12 protein-coding genes are annotated in these 18,575 nt (G+C 36.7%); 7 read left to right on the top strand and 5 right to left on the bottom strand.

All coding sequences use genetic code 11. The features are described from left to right. The first annotated feature begins 243 nt into the window (after positions 1 to 243). Complete coding sequence (locus A9G40_RS06130; RefSeq protein ID WP_141675207.1) at positions 244 to 1,683, top strand: sigma 54-interacting transcriptional regulator; 1,440 nt, start codon at positions 244 to 246, stop codon at positions 1,681 to 1,683. A gap of 19 nt (positions 1,684 to 1,702) precedes the next feature. Here the strand turns inward: A9G40_RS06130 and A9G40_RS06125 are convergent, their stop codons facing one another. Continuing rightward, positions 1,703 to 2,884, bottom strand: coding sequence for an NAD(P)/FAD-dependent oxidoreductase (locus tag A9G40_RS06125; RefSeq protein WP_065582327.1), 1,182 nt, complete (start codon positions 2,882 to 2,884; stop codon positions 1,703 to 1,705). A gap of 590 nt (positions 2,885 to 3,474) precedes the next feature. Between A9G40_RS06125 and gltB the strand changes: the two genes are divergently transcribed. From gltB to ybaK, 6 genes are all read left to right on the top strand, one after another. Further along, positions 3,475 to 7,932, top strand: a complete 4,458-nt coding sequence (gene gltB / locus A9G40_RS06120) for a glutamate synthase large subunit (RefSeq protein WP_065582326.1) — start codon at positions 3,475 to 3,477, stop codon at positions 7,930 to 7,932. 16 nt (positions 7,933 to 7,948) lie between these two features. Further along, entirely contained in the window at positions 7,949 to 9,361 is a 1,413-nt protein-coding gene (locus A9G40_RS06115) for an FAD-dependent oxidoreductase (RefSeq protein WP_065582325.1), read from the top strand. A 1,194-nt stretch (positions 9,362 to 10,555) separates the two neighbouring features. Next, on the top strand, positions 10,556 to 11,488 hold the full coding sequence (glyQ, locus tag A9G40_RS06110) for a glycine--tRNA ligase subunit alpha (RefSeq protein ID WP_065582324.1): 933 nt from the start codon (positions 10,556 to 10,558) through the stop codon (positions 11,486 to 11,488). Positions 11,489 to 11,498: 10 nt separating this feature from the next. Beyond that, positions 11,499 to 13,571: a glycine--tRNA ligase subunit beta gene (gene glyS / locus A9G40_RS06105; RefSeq protein ID WP_065582323.1), complete on the top strand. Its 2,073-nt coding sequence runs from the start codon at positions 11,499 to 11,501 to the stop codon at positions 13,569 to 13,571. A 75-nt stretch (positions 13,572 to 13,646) separates the two neighbouring features. Next, positions 13,647 to 14,465 (top strand): hypothetical protein, encoded by an 819-nt coding sequence (locus A9G40_RS06100; RefSeq protein WP_065582322.1) that lies wholly within the window; start codon positions 13,647 to 13,649, stop codon positions 14,463 to 14,465. 91 nt (positions 14,466 to 14,556) lie between these two features. Further along, a complete protein-coding gene (ybaK, locus tag A9G40_RS06095; RefSeq protein WP_065582321.1) occupies positions 14,557 to 15,051 on the top strand; it encodes a Cys-tRNA(Pro) deacylase in 495 nt (164 codons plus the stop codon). A 214-nt stretch (positions 15,052 to 15,265) separates the two neighbouring features. Here ybaK and A9G40_RS06090 read toward each other — a convergent pair whose 3' ends face one another. The 4 genes from A9G40_RS06090 to A9G40_RS06075 form a co-directional block, all read right to left on the bottom strand. Then, entirely contained in the window at positions 15,266 to 15,538 is a 273-nt protein-coding gene (locus tag A9G40_RS06090; RefSeq protein WP_065566205.1) for an HU family DNA-binding protein, read from the bottom strand. A gap of 174 nt (positions 15,539 to 15,712) precedes the next feature. Beyond that, on the bottom strand, positions 15,713 to 16,306 hold the full coding sequence (locus A9G40_RS06085; RefSeq protein WP_065582320.1) for a YjaG family protein: 594 nt from the start codon (positions 16,304 to 16,306) through the stop codon (positions 15,713 to 15,715). Further along, on the bottom strand, positions 16,303 to 17,373 hold the full coding sequence (gene hemE, locus A9G40_RS06080) for a uroporphyrinogen decarboxylase (protein WP_065566207.1): 1,071 nt from the start codon (positions 17,371 to 17,373) through the stop codon (positions 16,303 to 16,305). Before hemE ends, A9G40_RS06085 begins: the two co-directional genes overlap by 4 nt. A gap of 108 nt (positions 17,374 to 17,481) precedes the next feature. Next, positions 17,482 to 18,375, bottom strand: coding sequence for a LysR family transcriptional regulator ArgP (locus tag A9G40_RS06075; RefSeq protein WP_065566208.1), 894 nt, complete (start codon positions 18,373 to 18,375; stop codon positions 17,482 to 17,484). Between the last annotated feature and the right edge of the window lie 200 nt (positions 18,376 to 18,575).

Here is an 18,575-nt window from a genome sequence, read left to right as displayed (position 1 = left end):
CCAGTTAATTTAGTATATAGAAATATGTAACAGGCTTCTCACTGGTAATGCAATCAGCATGCCAAAATTAGAATCAAATATAATCAATTAGTTAATAAGTTTAGCCCCAAAATTAAAATTAGTCATTTAGTACAAAATATGTTTTTATGACAAAAATTTGTCATTTTTTGATGATGGCCGAAAAGCATTTAAATTAAACGAAGCAAAATTTAGTAAATAATCCAAACATAAAAAGGTACTAATATCATGACCATTGATCCTGAGTTATTACAAGCATTGGAAATATTTAAACATTTTTTTGATTTAATCCATCAACCGATAGCTATTATTGATAAAAATGGCAATTATATTTATTACAATCAGGAAAGTGCAGAACTCGATGGCTACCCTAAAGAGCAAGCTATTGGTAACCCCATGCTTGAGGTTTACCCCAACTTAAAAAAAGAAGATAGTACTATGTTGCAAGCTTTGCAACTTGGTAAAGAATACCAAGATAACTACCAAACTTATTATAACCATGTTGGTAAGTTGGTTGATTATTTGCATACAACTGTTCCGCTTTATAATAATAAAGAAGAAATCATTGGTGCCATTGAGATAGGCCGAAACTTATCAACGGTTAGACATTTGCAAGATCAAGTTTTTAAATTACATAGTAAGTTATACCACAATAAAGAACAGCCTTTGCCCGATATTGTTTTTGTTTCGGAAAAAATGCAGAAAGTGATTGACCAAACCAATATTTTAGGACGCAATGATGTTCCTGTACTAATTGTAGGTGAAACAGGAACAGGTAAAGAACTGTTTGCTCGCTTAATACACCAGACAAGTCAACGCCGTGACAAAGCTTTCATCTCACTTAATTGTGGTGCGTTACCAACTACCTTGATTGAAAGCACTTTATTTGGCACAGTCAAAGGTGCGTTTACGGGGGCCGAAAACCGTCAGGGTTATTTAGCGCTAGCTAACGGAGGCACACTGTTTCTTGATGAACTTAATGCAATGCCTTTTGATATGCAAAGTAAGCTATTACGATTTCTACAAGAGAAAACCTATTGGCCATTGGGTGGTAGTAAAGAACAACATTCAGATGTTCGTATCGTTGCCGCCATGAATGAATCACCGACAGAGTTGCTAAAAACGGGAAAAATAAGAGGCGATCTATTTTATCGATTAAACGTTGGTTTAATTAAACTTCCTGCTTTGCGAGACCGAACAGAAGATATTCCCGTTTTAGCTCGTTATTTTATTGATAAACATAAAAACGATGTAAATATAGTCATTAGTGGTATCAGTAAACAAGCACTACAACAATTAATGTCAGCACATTGGCCTGGTAATGTGCGTATGCTTGAAAATGCCATTGTCAGAAGCATGGTATTACAAAACAAATCAGGTGAATTACAGCATATTACCCTTGATGAAGAACTATTTGAGCTTAATAAACCACAGTCTGAAGATGATAATACAAATAAGCACAATGAAACAGTTGTTCAAACATCTCCTAATGGAGGTAACTTAACCGAACAAGTTGAAAACTTTGAACGGCAACTGATTATTGACGCATTGAATCAAGCTAATGGCAAAATTATAACGGCGGCAAAAAACTTAAATATTTCACGCACAACATTACAATATAAAGTCAAAAAGTATCATATTCAGATGGGGGTAATTGATGCTTAATTTTAAGCATCAAAAACGATCAATTAAACGCCTGAGCACATGCAAATGCACTACTCCATGCCCATTGGAAATTATAACCTCCGAGCCACCCCGAAACATCAACCACCTCACCAATAAAATAGAGGTTAGGAAGTGTTTTAACCGCCATAGTTTTGGAGGATAACGCATCAGTGCTTATACCACCCAGTGTTACTTCGGCAGTACGATAACCTTCTGTTCCATTTGGAGTAATTTTCCAGTGTGTTAGATTGTAATAAAGTTGCTGCTGTTGCCTAGGAGTAAGCTGTTTCACCGTTAAATCGTCCATTAAATTTAATTGTATTAATGCTTCAATAAGCCTTTTCGGTAAAATCTGTGCTAAGCAATTTTTTATAGTTTGATTACGATTTTGTGCTAATAATGGTTTAAACGATGATTCAAATGCTAATTCAGGTAATAAATTAATAGTGATTGATTCACCAGCTTGCCAATAACTCGACAATTGTAAAATCGCTGGTCCAGAAAGCCCTCGGTGAGTAAATAATAAATTTTCTTTGAAGCTGATTCGTTCATTAGATACTTCAACTGGTACCGCAATACCAGACAAGGTTGATAACACATCAAGTAAAGGTTTATGCAACGTAAACGGAACAAGTCCAGCTTTCACAGGCACAACTGGGATGGCAAATTTTTCAGCAATTTTATAACCTATTGAAGTCATACCGAGAGCTGGCATAGATAAACCACCAGTTGCAATAATAAGATTGTCACTATCAATCATACCTTGAGAGGTATGTAATTTAAATCTTTGCCCATCACTATCAATATCTTCAACTTGGGTCTGCATCATAAACTTAACATGCCCTTTTTGACACTCTTTTAATAACATATCAACAATATCTTGCGCTGAATTATCGCAAAATAATTGTCCATGCTCTTTTTCGTGATAGGCAATATAATATTGATTCACCAATTGAATAAAATCCCACTGGGTAAATCGTTTTAAAGCCGATTTGCAAAAATGCGGATTGTCAGAAATATAATTACTCGGTTCAATCGACAAGTTAGTAAAGTTACATTTACCCCCGCCAGACATTAAGATTTTACGTCCTCGTTTTTTACCATTATCAATCACGGTAACATCGTACCCTTTTTGACCGAGTAAGCCAGCACAAAAAAGCCCAGCAGCGCCAGCACCTACAATTGTAATTTTAGTTTGCATTATTGATAGATTAAAAATAAAAGATAACAAATTATAACAGCATAACAATTGTCACTTATAGTCGCTGTGTATAAAAATACTGGATTGTTTACACCCGATGATTAAAATAATCATCTAACAATACATAAGGTCTTTTACTTAAAATTAATTAATTTTTGTTTTTTTATCTTTTACATAACTACTATTTTATTGATTATACAACATCACCATGAAATTACGTATCACGCTTTCGGCTTTTCCATTTTTTGTAGGCAAGCAGGTTTAGTGAATTTTTAATTGATATGATAGTTATCAAATATTTTAACAGATAGATATTGTAAATTCCCAAATAACCACCAAACGGTATAGAATCCTGAATATTTTTTACAAATATATAACCTAAAAAGTAAATTTTTGTGTAAATACCCCTAGTAAATACACAACTACCACTTATTAGTTTTATTAATAAGTTTAGTCTTAGTTATCAAAAAATTAAGTTATAAGTAATATTTATTTGACCAAAAACTGATTTTTAATTAACTTCACACCTAATATGGGATTAATGCCTATACCTTCTCAAATTATAAAAGCGATGAATTAGAGGCAATGATATGTTATATAACCAGCATCATGAAAAAGATAACTGCGGATTTGGGCTAATTGCTCACATTGAAGGGCAACCAAGTCATAAAGTGGTGCGTACTGCAATTCATGGCTTAGCCAGAATGCAACACCGTGGCGCCATTTTATCTGATGGCAAAACTGGCGACGGTTGTGGTCTTTTATTGCAAAAACCCGACCGTTTTTTTAAATTAGTAGCACAAGATGCAGGTTGGCGATTAGCGACCAATTACGCCGTTGGTATGTTATTTTTAAGCCAAAATGAAACTGAAGCACAAGCTAGCCGTGATATTGTTGAACAAGAACTCGCTGAAGAAACCTTATCTATTTTAGGTTGGCGCGAAGTACCGATTGATAAAAGCGTACTTGGCGAAATAGCATTATCATCACTACCAAAAATCGAACAAGTGTTTGTTAACGCCCCTGCTGGTTGGACTAAAATCGATTTAGAGCGTCGTTTATATATGGTGCGTCGTCGAATTGAAAAACGGGTGAAAGACGATACATTTTACGTTTGTAGCTTCTCCAATCAGGTCAATATCTATAAAGGCTTGTGTATGCCTAAAGATTTACCTCGATTCTATTTAGATTTGGCTGATATTCGCATGGAAACGGCTATTTGTTTATTCCATCAAAGGTTCTCAACTAATACCGTGCCACGTTGGCCGTTAGCGCAACCTTTTCGGTATCTGGCGCATAATGGTGAAATCAATACCATCGAAGGTAACCGCCAATGGGCAAAAGCGCGCTCATACAAATTTAAAACGCCACTCATTCCAGACTTACAAGATGCCGCCCCGTTTGTTAATGTAACGGGCTCTGATTCAAGTTCATTAGATAACATGCTAGAGCTATTTCTTGTAGGAGGAATGGATATTGTACGAGCTATGCGCTTATTGGTTCCACCTGCATGGCAAAATAATCCTGACATGAACGAAGACCTGCGTGCCTTTTTCGATTTCAACTCAATGCATATGGAGCCTTGGGACGGGCCTGCTGGCATTGTTATGTCTGATGGTCGTTATGCGGCATGTAACTTAGATCGTAATGGATTACGCCCTGCACGTTATGTTATTACCACAGACAAACTTATCACCTGTGCCTCTGAAATTGGTATTTGGGATTATCAGCCCGACGAAGTAGTTACTAAAGGACGTGTTGGTCCAGGTGAATTGTTAGTTATCGATACGGAAGAAGGCCGCATTTTACAATCTGATGAAACCGACAATGATTTACAAAAACGTCATCCTTATAAAGAATGGATGACAAAAAATGTTAAGCAACTAATCCCATTTGAAAGCTTACCCGATGATAGCATCGGTTCGCGCGATTATGATGATACATTACTAGCAACCTACCAAAAACAGTTTGGTTATAGTGCTGAAGAACTCGATCAATGCATCCGAGTACTTGGCGAAAATGGTCAAGAAGCTACTGGCTCAATGGGCGATGATACACCTTTTGCGGTATTATCAAATAAACCTCGATCAATTTATGATTATTTCCGCCAAAAATTTGCGCAAGTTACTAACCCACCTATCGATCCACTACGCGAATCGCACGTTATGTCACTTTCAACCAGTATTGGTCGTGAAATGAACGTGTTTGCCGAGGCAGAAGGCCAAGCGCATCGAGTTGCTTTTAAATATCCTGTTTTAGTGTATTCGGATCTACAACAATTAACGGCGCTAGAATCACGTTACTACAAATCAGAAACATTAGATATCACTTATGAAATTGATGGTAGCTTACGTGACGCGATTGAACAATTATGCGGTGATGCTGAAACAAAAGTTCGCAATGGCACCGTATTACTGATTTTATCAGATAAAAATATTGCTCCCGACCGTCTACCAATTCCAGCACCTATGGCAGTTGGGGCTGTTCAGCAACGCTTAGTTGAAAAGAATTTACGTTGCGATGCCAATATTATTGTTGAAACGGCAAGTTGTCGTGATCCTCACCACTTTGCCGTACTTCTTGGTTTTGGTGCAACAGCAATTTACCCTTATTTAGCCTATGAAACCTTATCCCAAATGGTGGATAATGGCACAATAAACAAATCTCATCGTGAAGCGATAGTTAATTACCGCAATGGGATTAATAAAGGTTTATATAAAATTATGTCCAAAATGGGCATTTCAACAGTCGCATCTTATCGTTGCTCAAAACTGTTTGAAGCCGTTGGTTTACATAAAGATGTGGTTGAACTTTGTTTCCAAGGTGTCACTAGCCGCATTAGTGGCGCTAATTTTGATGATTTTACGCAAGACCAATTTAACTTATCGAAAAGTGCATGGTTAAAAAGAAAACCATTAGAACAAGGTGGACTACTTAAATTTGTTCATGGTGGCGAATATCATGCCTATAACCCTGATGTTGTGCAGTCACTACAAAAAGCGGTCAATAATGGCAATTATGAAGATTACAAACGTTATGCTGATATTGTTAATCATCGCCCTATTACCACATTACGCGATTTATTAAAACTCAATCCACCTGAAAATGCAGCCATACTGCTTGAGCAAGTCGAACCCGAAGAGTCATTATTTAAACGCTTTGATTCAGCAGCCATGTCCATTGGAGCACTAAGTCCAGAAGCGCACGAATCCCTTGCCACAGCGATGAATACACTAGGCGGATTTTCCAATTCAGGGGAAGGGGGGGAAGATCCTGCACGTTACAACACCATAAAAGTTTCACGTATAAAACAAGTTGCATCTGGTCGTTTTGGCGTAACACCAAGTTACTTAATGAGTGCTGATGTTATCCAAATAAAGGTAGCACAAGGCGCAAAACCAGGTGAAGGCGGTCAATTACCAGGCGACAAAGTCACACCATATATTGCAAAATTACGCTTTTCTGTACCCGGTGTGACATTAATTTCACCACCACCACATCACGATATTTACTCGATTGAAGATTTGGCACAACTAATCTTTGATTTAAAACAGATCAATCCACACGCCATGATTTCGGTTAAACTCGTATCTGAACCCGGTGTTGGTACCATCGCAACAGGCGTTGCTAAAGCCTATGCCGATTTAATTACTATTTCAGGTTATGACGGTGGCACAGGGGCTAGCCCATTAACCTCGGTAAAATACGCCGGTTCACCTTGGGAACTTGGATTGGTTGAAACACAACAATCATTAGTTACCAATGGGTTACGTCACAAAATACGCCTGCAAGTTGACGGCGGCTTAAAAACAGGTGCTGATATTGTAAAAGCTGCTATTTTAGGTGCTGAGAGCTTTGGATTTGGTACAGGTCCTATGGTTGCTTTAGGGTGTAAATATCTACGTATTTGTCACTTAAATAACTGTGCAACTGGCGTTGCAACGCAAGACGAAAAATTACGTAGTGAGCACTATCACGGCCTGCCTGAAAAAGCGATGAATTACTTCCGCTTTATTGCTCGTAATACTCGAGAAGTCATGGCAGAACTTGGCGTAAGTCGTATTGTCGATCTAATTGGGCGCACAGATCTACTATTAGAACTTGAAGGGATCACCGCCAAACAACAAAAATTGGATCTATCAGGATTGCTAAAAACAGCAAAACCAATTGATGGTAAACCAGTTTATTGCGTTGAAGACAATAAGCCATTTGATAAAGGTGTACTAAATAAAGAGATCATCACACAAGCGCAACAATGTGTTGATAATCGCCAAAGCAAAAGTTTCTATTTTGACATTCAAAATACTGACCGTTCTGTGGGCACTAGCTTATCTGGCTATATTGCCAAAAAATATGGCGATCAAGGTTTAGCGACTGATCCTATTTCGCTCAATTTTAATGGGACTGCTGGTCAAAGCTTCGGCGTATGGAATGCTGGTGGCGTAGACTTAACGCTAACTGGTGATGCGAATGATTATGTTGGTAAAGGTATGACCGGTGGGCGTATTGTTATTCGTCCACCACAAGGTTCGGCATTTTTAAGCCATGAAGCAACTATTGCCGGAAATACCTGTTTATATGGTGCAACAGGCGGCAAACTATTTGCTGCCGGTCGCGCGGGTGAACGTTTTGCTGTGCGAAACTCAGGCGCAATTAGTGTGGTTGAAGGAATAGGTGATAATGGCTGTGAATATATGACTGGCGGTATTGTCTGCGTGTTAGGAAAAACAGGCATTAACTTTGGTGCAGGAATGACTGGTGGTTTTGCTTATATCTTAGATGCAGACGGTGATTTCCATAAACGCATTAACAAAGAACTCATAGAATTGCTCAATGTTGCTGATTACTCTATCCACGAAGAACATTTGCGTGGTTTAATCATGGAACATGCTCAACTTACGCATTCATCACGAGCTGAGGACATTTTAGCTAATTGGGATGACTTTGCTAAACAATTTGTCTTAGTCAAACCTAAATCCAGTGATGTCAAAGCCTTATTAGGGCACCGTAGCCGCTCATCAGCAGAACTACGCATTCAAGCACAGTAAGTAAGGAGAGCACGAAATGAGTCAAAATGTTTACCAGTTTATCGATTTACAACGTGTTGAACCGCCCAAAAAATCGCTAAACATTCGCAAAATAGAATTTGTTGAAATTTATGAAGGCTTTTCCGCCTCACAATCCCAAGCGCAAGCAGATCGCTGCCTAGCTTGTGGCAATCCTTATTGTGAATGGCGTTGCCCTGTACATAACTATATCCCAAATTGGTTAAAATTGGTTAATGAAGGTAAAATATTAGAAGCGGTTGAACTATCTCACCAAACCAATAGCTTGCCTGAAGTATGTGGACGCGTTTGCCCACAAGATCGCCTTTGTGAAGGATCATGTACTTTAAATGCAGAATTTGGTGCTGTCACCATTGGCAATATTGAACGTTATATAACAGATACCGCGTTTAAAATGGGATGGAAACCTGATTTATCCAATGTCGAAAAAACAGGATTGAAAGTTGCCGTAATTGGAGCTGGTCCTGCTGGTCTTGCTTGTGCCGATGTATTAGTGCGCAATGGTGTAACGCCTATCGTCTTCGATCGTCATCCTGAAATTGGTGGATTACTTACATTTGGGATTCCTGCCTTCAAACTTGATAAAGACGTATTAATCAATCGCAGACGTATATTTACTGAAATGGGTATTGAATTCCGTCTCAATACTGAAGTCGGCAAAAATATTCAATTAAATGATTTGATTAATGAATTTGATGCCGTTTTTGTCGGTGCTGGTACCTATCAATCCATGCGTGCAGGACTAAAAAATGAAGATGCCAACGGTGTTTATGATGCCTTACCATTTTTAATAGCCAATACAAAGCATCTTATGAATCACCCACAAACCCAAGATACACCATACATTGACATGAAAGGTAAGCGTGTTGTGGTATTAGGTGGTGGTGATACAGCAATGGACTGTATACGAACATCTATTCGCCAAGGAGCAAGCGAAGTCACCTGCGCCTATCGCCGAGATGAAGCCAATATGCCAGGCTCAAAACGAGAAGTCAAAAACGCCAAAGAAGAAGGTGCAAACTTCCAATTCAATGTCCAACCCTTAAGTATTGAAATTAATGGTACAGGGCAAGTAACGGGGGTAAGAATGGTCAAAACTGAACTTGGTGAACCTGATGAAAAAGGACGATGCTCACCAATTATTATTGAAGGTTCTGAATTTATTCTACCTGCCGAAGCCGTAATAATGGCATTTGGCTTCAAACCCCATGCCATGCCTTGGCTGACTGAGCATGGTGTTAATTTTGACCCACAAGGCCGAATCATCGCGCCAGAAGCTAACAGTTATCAAACCAGCAATCCCAAAATCTTTGCTGGCGGCGATGCTGTTCGTGGCTCTGATCTAGTAGTCACTGCTATTAGCGAAGGACGAAAAGCAGCCGAAGGAATATTGGATTATTTAGACGTTTAATAATCATTTACTATTAAATTAATAAACCCGCTGATTGCAAGCGGGTTTATTTTTGAATGATTAATGACAATAAAAGCTTAAGGAATTACGGAATGAAGAGCATCGGTAAATTTATCTTCATCAGCTGCTTTGTTATTACATTAATAGGATGTGATAATAAAACAAAGTTTGATCGAATACAGGCGTTTAATGAATATTCTCCAATTATTGAATATCCCCCCTTATTCAAGACATATTAAAAAAACAAACTATTGGTACTTACTCTGATGGTTTATTAGAAAGCATTACAACTATTTTGGGTGATAAAAAGGTAAGATTATATCATCTTATCATAATAGGAATGAGTATGGAGATTGGACAGCCGCAACAAGAATTTTAACAGACGATAATGAAGAAAATGCGGAAACAAAATTGGTGAATATAGAGAGAAAAATAGTACGTGGAATAGAATATTGGTAATGTAATTTTGCTTTACTTAGATTTCTAATAAAACTAGAAAGCATTATCAAAACTTTCACGTACATTTGTGTTTAGGTATAAAATTAGTTATTTTGGCTACTTTGGCTTAGGGTATTTTTATACACCTCACCCAATTCCCAAAATAACCTTAATTATACGCAAAAAACATTCAGAAAAGCAATTGATTTTATTTAATTTTTTTACCTTTTATAAAAACTGAATCCTTTTGTATCACTAAAAAGTTATTAAAACTATTTTTATTGGCATCAGAATTGGAGTTGCGCCCACCAAACAGGGATATTTGGTGAGATACCATTTTATCGGGAACAAATTAGTGCTAGTGTATTAAAACCGCGCAACAAAGCCTGGTGGCTGTAGACAACATTCGGCAACCATGCATATGGTATGTTTTTTTTATCATAAAAATCAATAAGCAGCGAATTTTCATCAACCGTTAATTTTATCCACAAAATTCTTAATCCCTCCATTTTTCCCCTAAAAACATTCAGAAAACATATTGATTTTATTTGATTTTTATTTTTATTTAAATCAATGAATTATAAAACACGACATTTGTTTATTGGGTAGCCTTTTATGTCTTTTTAACAACTTCAATCCAATTAGGCAATATATCAAATAGAATAAAATTAGGCATTTCACAAGTATTGATAAAAAGTATAAACTATAGCACTATTTAAATAGTCGAAATATCAATTCAACCATAAAGATAACATCATGCAAAAGTTTAATGTCAAAACCTTTCAGGGGTTAATTCTTACGTTACAAGATTACTGGGCGAATCAAGGCTGTACAGTGATTCAGCCTTTAGATATGGAAGTGGGTGCGGGGACTTCTCACCCTATGACCTGTTTACGCGCATTAGGCCCAGAACCGATAAATGCAGCTTATGTTCAGCCATCACGTAGGCCAACTGATGGTCGCTATGGTGAAAACCCAAATAGGTTACAACATTATTACCAATTTCAAGTTATCTTAAAACCATCTCCAGATAATATTCAAGAGCTTTATTTAGGTTCATTAAAAGAGCTAGGGCTCGATCCAACTATTAATGATATCCGTTTTGTGGAAGATAACTGGGAAAACCCAACACTCGGGGCATGGGGGCTAGGTTGGGAAGTTTGGTTAAATGGGATGGAAGTAACCCAATTTACTTACTTTCAACAAGTTGGTGGACTTGAATGTAAGCCTGTTACTGGTGAAATCACTTATGGGCTTGAACGCTTAGCGATGTATATTCAAGGAGTGGATAGCGTTTATGATTTAGTTTGGAGCGATGGTGTATTTGGTAAAACCACTTATGGCGATGTATTTCACCAAAACGAAGTTGAGCAATCCACTTATAATTTTGAATATGCGAATGTTGAATTTTTATTTTATTGTTTTGAGCAACACGAAAAAGAAGCAAAATTTTTGCTTGAGTTAGAAAAACCACTTCCATTACCAGCTTATGAACGTATTTTAAAAGCCGCCCACTGTTTTAATTTACTTGATGCACGTAAAGCGATTTCAGTGACTGAGCGACAACGTTATATTTTACGCATCAGAACATTAACCAAAATGGTGGCGGAAGCCTATTACGCATCACGTGAAGCACTTGGATTTCCTATGTGTCAAAATTCACAGTCTAACGAAAGTGCATCAAAGTAGGAATTAAAAGATTATGCAAAAAACATTTTTAGTGGAAATTGGTACCGAAGAGTTACCACCAAAATCACTCCGCACTTTAGCAGAAAGCTTTGCGGCTAATTTTATACAGCAGCTTGATAATGCCAATTTAGAACATGGCGAAGTACTTTGGTATGCATCTCCTCGCCGTTTAGCGTTAAAAGTCTTAAATTTAAATAACACACAACCCGATAGCCAAATTGTTAAACGCGGTCCGGCGATCAGTGCGGCATTTGATGCCAATGGTAATGCAACTAAAGCGGCCGAAGGTTGGGCACGAGGTTGTGGTATTACGGTTGATCAAGCCCAGCGTATAAAAACCGATAAAGGCGAATGGCTTTCTTATACTCACAATCAAAAAGGTCAACCAGTAGTCAATCTTTTATGTGATATGGTTAAAACGGCATTAAGCAAATTACCTATCCCTAAACCAATGCGTTGGGCTGCTCGTCAAGTCGAATTTATTCGCCCATGCCATACGGTCACAATGCTTTATGGGGATGAGATTGTAACAGGTACAATTTTAGATATTGAATCAAACCGAATTATTCGTGGTCATCGTTTTATGGGAGAACAAGAGTTCACTATCGATAATGCCGATCAATATCCCGACATTTTAGAACAGCGTGGTAAAGTCATTGCTGATTATGGCAAGCGAAAAGCTATGATTAAGCAACAAGCCGAAAGCGAAGCGGCTAAACTTCATGGTAAGGCTGATTTAACTGACACGCTACTTGAAGAAGTCTGTTCTCTCGTTGAATGGCCTGTTGTACTAACCGCTAAATTTGAAGAGCGATTTTTACAAGTTCCAGCCGAATCACTGGTTTATACCATGAAAGGCGATCAAAAATACTTTCCTGTTTATGATAAACAAGGCAAATTATTACCAAACTTTATTTTTGTGGCGAATATTGAATCGAAAGATCCACAAGTTGTGATTTCGGGTAATGAAAAAGTGGTTCGCCCACGCCTTGCTGATGCTGAATTCTTTTACCAAACCGATTTAAAACAGCGTTTAGAAGATCGCTTGCCTCGCCTTGAAACAGTCTTATTCCAACAACAGCTTGGAACAGTTAAAGAGAAATCAATTCGCATTGAGCTACTATCCGGCTTTATTGCTGAAAAAATTGGCGCAAATATTGAACAAGCGAAACGAGCAGGTAAATTAACTAAATGCGATTTAGTAACCAATACCGTTTTCGAATTTCCTGAAACACAAGGTATTATGGGGCGCTATTTAGCGCTTAAAGACGGCGAAAATATTGAAGTAGCTACTGCAATTGAAGAACAATATAAACCACGTTTTGCTGGTGATGAGTTACCAAGTACTGTGGTTTCTTGTACGGTTTCTATTGCTGAAAAAATGGATACCTTAGCGGGTATTTTTGGCATCGGTCAGCATCCTAAAGGTGACAAAGATCCTTTTGCATTGCGCAGAGCGGCTATTGGAATATTACGCATCATTGTTGAGAAAGTATTGCCGTTAGATCTTGTTGAATTAGCAAATTATGCCACATCGTTATATGGCGAAAAACTGAATAATAAAAATGTAGTTGAAGATATTGTTAATTTTATGCAAGGTCGTTTCCGCGCTTGGTATCAAGAACAAGGCTTTGCTATTGATACTATTCAAGCGGTTTTAGCGCTTAATCCAACAAAACCAGCTGATTTTGATGCGCGCATTAAAGCAGTCACTCACTTTAGAACCTTGCCAGAATCCTCATCATTAGCAGAAGCGAATAAACGAGTATCAAATATCTTATCTAAAGCCGAGATAGCTATTCCAGAGCAGATCAATGCAGCCTTGCTAGAAGCAGGCGCTGAAGGCGAATTAGCTAAAAAATTGGCAATTTTAACCGATAAACTTACGCCTTATTTTAACCAAGGTCGTTATCAAGATGCGTTAGTTGAATTATCGTCGCTAAAAGACACTGTAAACGCATTTTTTGATTCAGTCATGGTTATGGTTGACGATGAAAAAATTAAACTTAATCGATTAGCACTGTTGAAAAAGCTACAAAACCTATTCTTAAAAGTCGCTGATATTTCATTATTGCAAGCTTAGCTTAGAAGCTTGATTATTTATATTATAAATTGTGGTAACTAAAGTTGTTACCACCTATAAGGAACTTATATAGAAATGCAAAAACAAATCCCTTTTTCTTTAACTTTTACACAAACTCGCAATTTTATTTGTAATCGTATTACGCAATTTGTTCTTGTTAGTATAACGCTAGCTTTAATTCATGCGTTTTTTAATTCTTTCTTTGACAAACAAAATCTAGTTGAACAAATCTATTTTTCACGAAATTTAACTAACTATGTTTTATTCGTGATGTTAACATTGTTAATTGGCATTATTTTAAAAGCAATTAGTATAGCAACAATTTCTAACCTTTATATCAGCGATAAACTTAATTTTAATCTATTACTATCTAAAGCGTTATCAAATACATTAAAAATTATTATTTTTTATCTTATCATTGGCGTCTTTATATTTTTAGTCTCATTTATGTTATCTATAGTGCTTATTAGTCTAAATTTGTTTTTACCTAAGGCACTTATTTTTATATTAATTTTTTTAGTACTACTAATTCCAACCCTAATTTTAGTTATCTTTTGTAACTTCTTTTTTGCTTCGCTGGTTGAGCCTAATCAAAGCAATATTCTTGACTCACTTTCATTAAGCATTCAGTTATCAAAAACACAGTGGCGCTCAGCTATTTTGATGGTATTAATCTACCTAGCATTTGTGATGGCTTTTGCTCGATTAGCTATTGCATTTGATAGTGACAATTTTGTCCTTGATACAATCTTCTCTTTCTGTAGTATCTTTTTTGATGCTTTTGTTACTAGCTTCTTCTATCGTCTTTATACGCTAGCAAATAGTGCATCTAACTCAGTAGCACCGCCTAACAATGATGATAAAAATCAAGAAGACCACAAATTAATTCTTTAATTGTTATTCATATCCTTCCCAACTTTATTTTGGTAAGGATATCATTTTCCCTATACTATTTTGATTTAACTAAATCTATTGGATAAAAACTATGACTCCTGCAATTGATTTACTTAAAAAGTTAAAAATCAAATTTAATATCCACCAATATAAACACGATCCCAACCAAACTAACTATGGGCAAGAAGCGGTTGATAAACTCGATCCCAGTTTAAATGTCACCGCATCACAAATATTTAAAACGCTGATTGTCAATTTAAATGGTAATAATAAAACATTAGCGGTGTGCGTATTACCTGTTAATGAGCATTTAGATTTAAAAAAAGTAGCACAGAGGCTAAACTGTAAAAAAATAGATTTAGCCGATGCTAATTTAGCCCAAAAGGTAACGGGGTATTTGGTGGGTGGAATTAGCCCATTAGGTCAAAAACAACAACTTTTTACACTCATTGACAGTAGCGCCAACCAACACAAAACCATGTTTATATCAGGCGGTAGAAGAGGGTTAGAAATTGAAATTGCACCTCAAGATCTAACTGATATATTGCAAGCCCAATTGACTGATATCACTATTAAACATGATTGATCACATTCATATTTAATAAGATTTATAGGGTAGATTCGTTAAGATGATGATGAAGCAGAAAATGAAAATAATCGACGTTCTTTGATATGCGTATTTTATTTTTTTAATTGATACAAAAATAATGAAATAACAAATTAAAGCGACAAGGTCATGAAAATATGCTCATGACCTTAAAATAACTCCCATCAATAAAATCGACAGAAAGGCAGCAAACTTATTTGATTGCTTCTTTTAAACTTTTACCTGATACAAATGCAGGCACTTTGCTTGCTTCAATTTTAATTTCTTTACCTGTTTTCGGGTTACGACCAGTACGTGCTTTACGCTCGTTGACTTTGAATGTACCGAAACCAACTAATTGAACTGGCTCACCTGCTTTTAATGATTCAGTAATAGCAGCTAATGTAGCTTCCAATGCTGTTTTAGCAGCTACTTTAGTAATATCAGCTTTGCTAGCAATAGCGTCGACAAGTTCTGTTTTATTCATGGATATATCCTTACATATTATTTTATTGTTAAAGTTAACATTATAAACAAAGCTAAAATTTAGCTTCGCTACTGTAAACAGTGTTTAGATTACATTGCGGTTAAATGTAGTCTATATTCATCTAATATTAAAGAAAAATTTAATAAAAAATAAAAAAATTACACTTTAAACCGCTTAACCGCACAAAAAAACACCAATATTACTTACTCCAGATGCTCGAATTTCATCTTTTAAGCCTTTTATCAGCTCAATCATCTCATTATTTTCATCACGTAATAATCGTAATATCTCCCACTGTAAATCAAATTCATCAATCACACTGGGTAAAGTTTGTTGCGCATCTGGTGAAAGATTAACATTAGTTTTAGTCATTTCAAATTCAGCAATGGTGGTTGCCGATATGCTACTTACTTTAGCGGTATGATCAGCCATTTCACCACTCAAATAAGAGTGTAAAACCTCACCAAGCGCCTGACAAGCATCGATAGCGGGGTAAATCATATAAGGACTGTCATCTGTTACCGTTGGAATGATAGCTTCTAATTTTTCAAGTTGTAAATCAAAATTGATTTTTGCCTCTTCAACTAATAGTGATTCCCAGACTAAATCCAGTATTTTTTTGTAGCTTTTAGCGACTTCTTCGGTATGTTGTTGTTGACAATAAAAAACCAAATTCGGGTACATACGTTCACATAAACAAACCATAAACAAACGTTGCTGCCAAGGGGCTAACTTTGCTAATCTTAATTGGACTGGATTTTTAATCATGACAAAACCTTTTGGGACCGTTGATGCACAGCATCAATCAAATACTGCACATGTTCTACAGGAATATCTTGATGAATACCGTGACCTAAATTAAAAATATGCCCATTATAAGCACCAAATTCTTTCAGAACGGCATCAACATTAGACTCGATTATTAATTTGCTAGCATAGAGGACTGACGGATCCAAATTACCTTGTATCGCAATTTTTCCTTTTTGGTGAATATCGCGCAAATTAACGCTCCAATCAACACCAATCGCATCACAACCTGTGTTGGCAATACTATCTAACCACAGCCCCCCCCCCTTTGTAAAAAGCGTAACAGGAACATATGAGCTGATATCGTCAGTTTTAATGCCTCGTTTTAATTTTGATAAGATAAGTTGCATATAATGCAGCGAAAACGTTTGATAGCTCTGATGGCTCAATACACCACCCCATGTATCAAATATCATTATCGATTGTGCCCCAGCTTCGATTTGGGCGTTTAAATACAAAGCGACGCTTTCAGCGAGCTTTTCGAGCAGCAAATGTAATACTTTAGGTTTGCTATAAAGTAAGCGTTTAATTTTAGTAAAAGCTTTACTACTGCCGCCTTCTACCATGTAAGTTGCTAATGTCCATGGGCTACCCGAAAAGCCAATTAATGGAACCTTACCATTAAGCTCTTTTTTGGTTAAACGAATCGCATCCATTACATACTTAAGCGATTGCTCAGGATCAGGGATCGGTAATTGCTCAATATCAGATAAACAGGATATTGTTTTAGCAAATTTAGGACCTTCACCCGCTTCAAAGTGCAAACCCAGCCCCATAGCGTCAGGAATGGTCAAAATATCAGAAAAAATAATAGCAGCATCAAGATCAAAGCGTTTTAATGGCTGTAGCGTCACTTCACAAGCTAATTCAGGTGTTTGGCACATAGTCATAAAATCGCCCACTTTTGCTCTTAACTGACGATACTCCGGCAGATAGCGTCCAGCTTGACGCATCATCCAAATAGGGGTGTAATCAACAGGTAAACATTGCAATGCACGCAAATAACGATCGTTTTTTAATTGGCTCATATCTTCAGCTCTTTAAATCAAGTGTTTATTTTGTCAAAGAAGTTTTAGGTAAGCAGCGTTTTAATATAACATCATCTCACTTAACTATTATTTATTTGTGATTTGAAGCTAAGGTTGTGATAATGTATTTTTTGCATAACAAATCAACGTTTCAGAAATATTTTGCATGACACTGCTTTCAGGTGCAAAACGATGCCAATATAGCATACGCCTTTGATATAGCCCTTCTGTTAAATTAACCAATTCACCATTCTTCAGCTCTTGTTCAATCTGTAACTTTGGTAGCATACAGCACGCAGAGCCTTGTTTAGCTAATTGCACAAACGCCTCAGATGAACTGGTGATATGACACACCACACTACCTGGGGTAAGGTTAAAATTTTCTTGTAAAAAAGCCTGATGCATATCATCTAAATGGTCGAATGCAACCGCTGGCGCTTTAAGTAAAGACGATCGCGTGACACCATTTGGAAAGTACTTTTTAGCAAAATCAGGAGAGGCAACAAAAATATAGTCTAATGCACCTAATAAATCAGACAAACATCCTGGTAAAGGGTTAGCTTGAATACTAATTGCACCAACGACTGTGCCTAAGCGTAGCAATTCTAAAGTATGCTCTTCATCTTTTACTTGAATATCGAAACGTAAAATATTTTTATCTAAAACAGGCTTTAACGCAGGTAAAAGCCATGTTGCTAAAGAGTCAGCATTAATCGCAATCGACAATGACAATGGTGTAGTATTTTGTTCATTATCACCTAGCCATTGTTGTTCTAATAATTCAACTTGGTGTAGTAACCCCAAAAGGTGCTCGCCTTGTTTGGTTGCTTTTGGCGGAATGGTTCTCACTAATAGTTGTTGACCAAAAAAGCTTTCTAACTGCTTAATGCGTTGCGATACCGCGGGTTGTGTAATACACAGCTTATCAGCTGCTCGCTCAAATCCTCGTTCTTTTATCACTGCATCTAATGCTTGTAATGCTCTATAATCTGGACGCTTCATAATCTCTTTACTAATGATTTGATCACTGCTTGAATCTTCAAGCTACTTTAACATCGCAATAAGTTTTAAACATATCAAACATTGATATATTTTCTTAAAATCCTAATGATTTTTACTTTCTAATTGGGTACTATGCCATATCTTCAATAATTTTGCTTTTAAAATTTTATTTTTTTAAGAAAAAGTATCCTCAAAAATAG

Origin of the sequence: Gilliamella sp. Nev3-1 (assembly GCF_001690435.1) — a bacterium.
GTDB classification, from domain to species: Bacteria; Pseudomonadota; Gammaproteobacteria; order Enterobacterales; family Orbaceae; genus Gilliamella; species Gilliamella apicola_C.
Note: the sequence above shows the minus strand (reverse complement) of the source record. Positions and strands in the feature narration are given on the sequence as shown.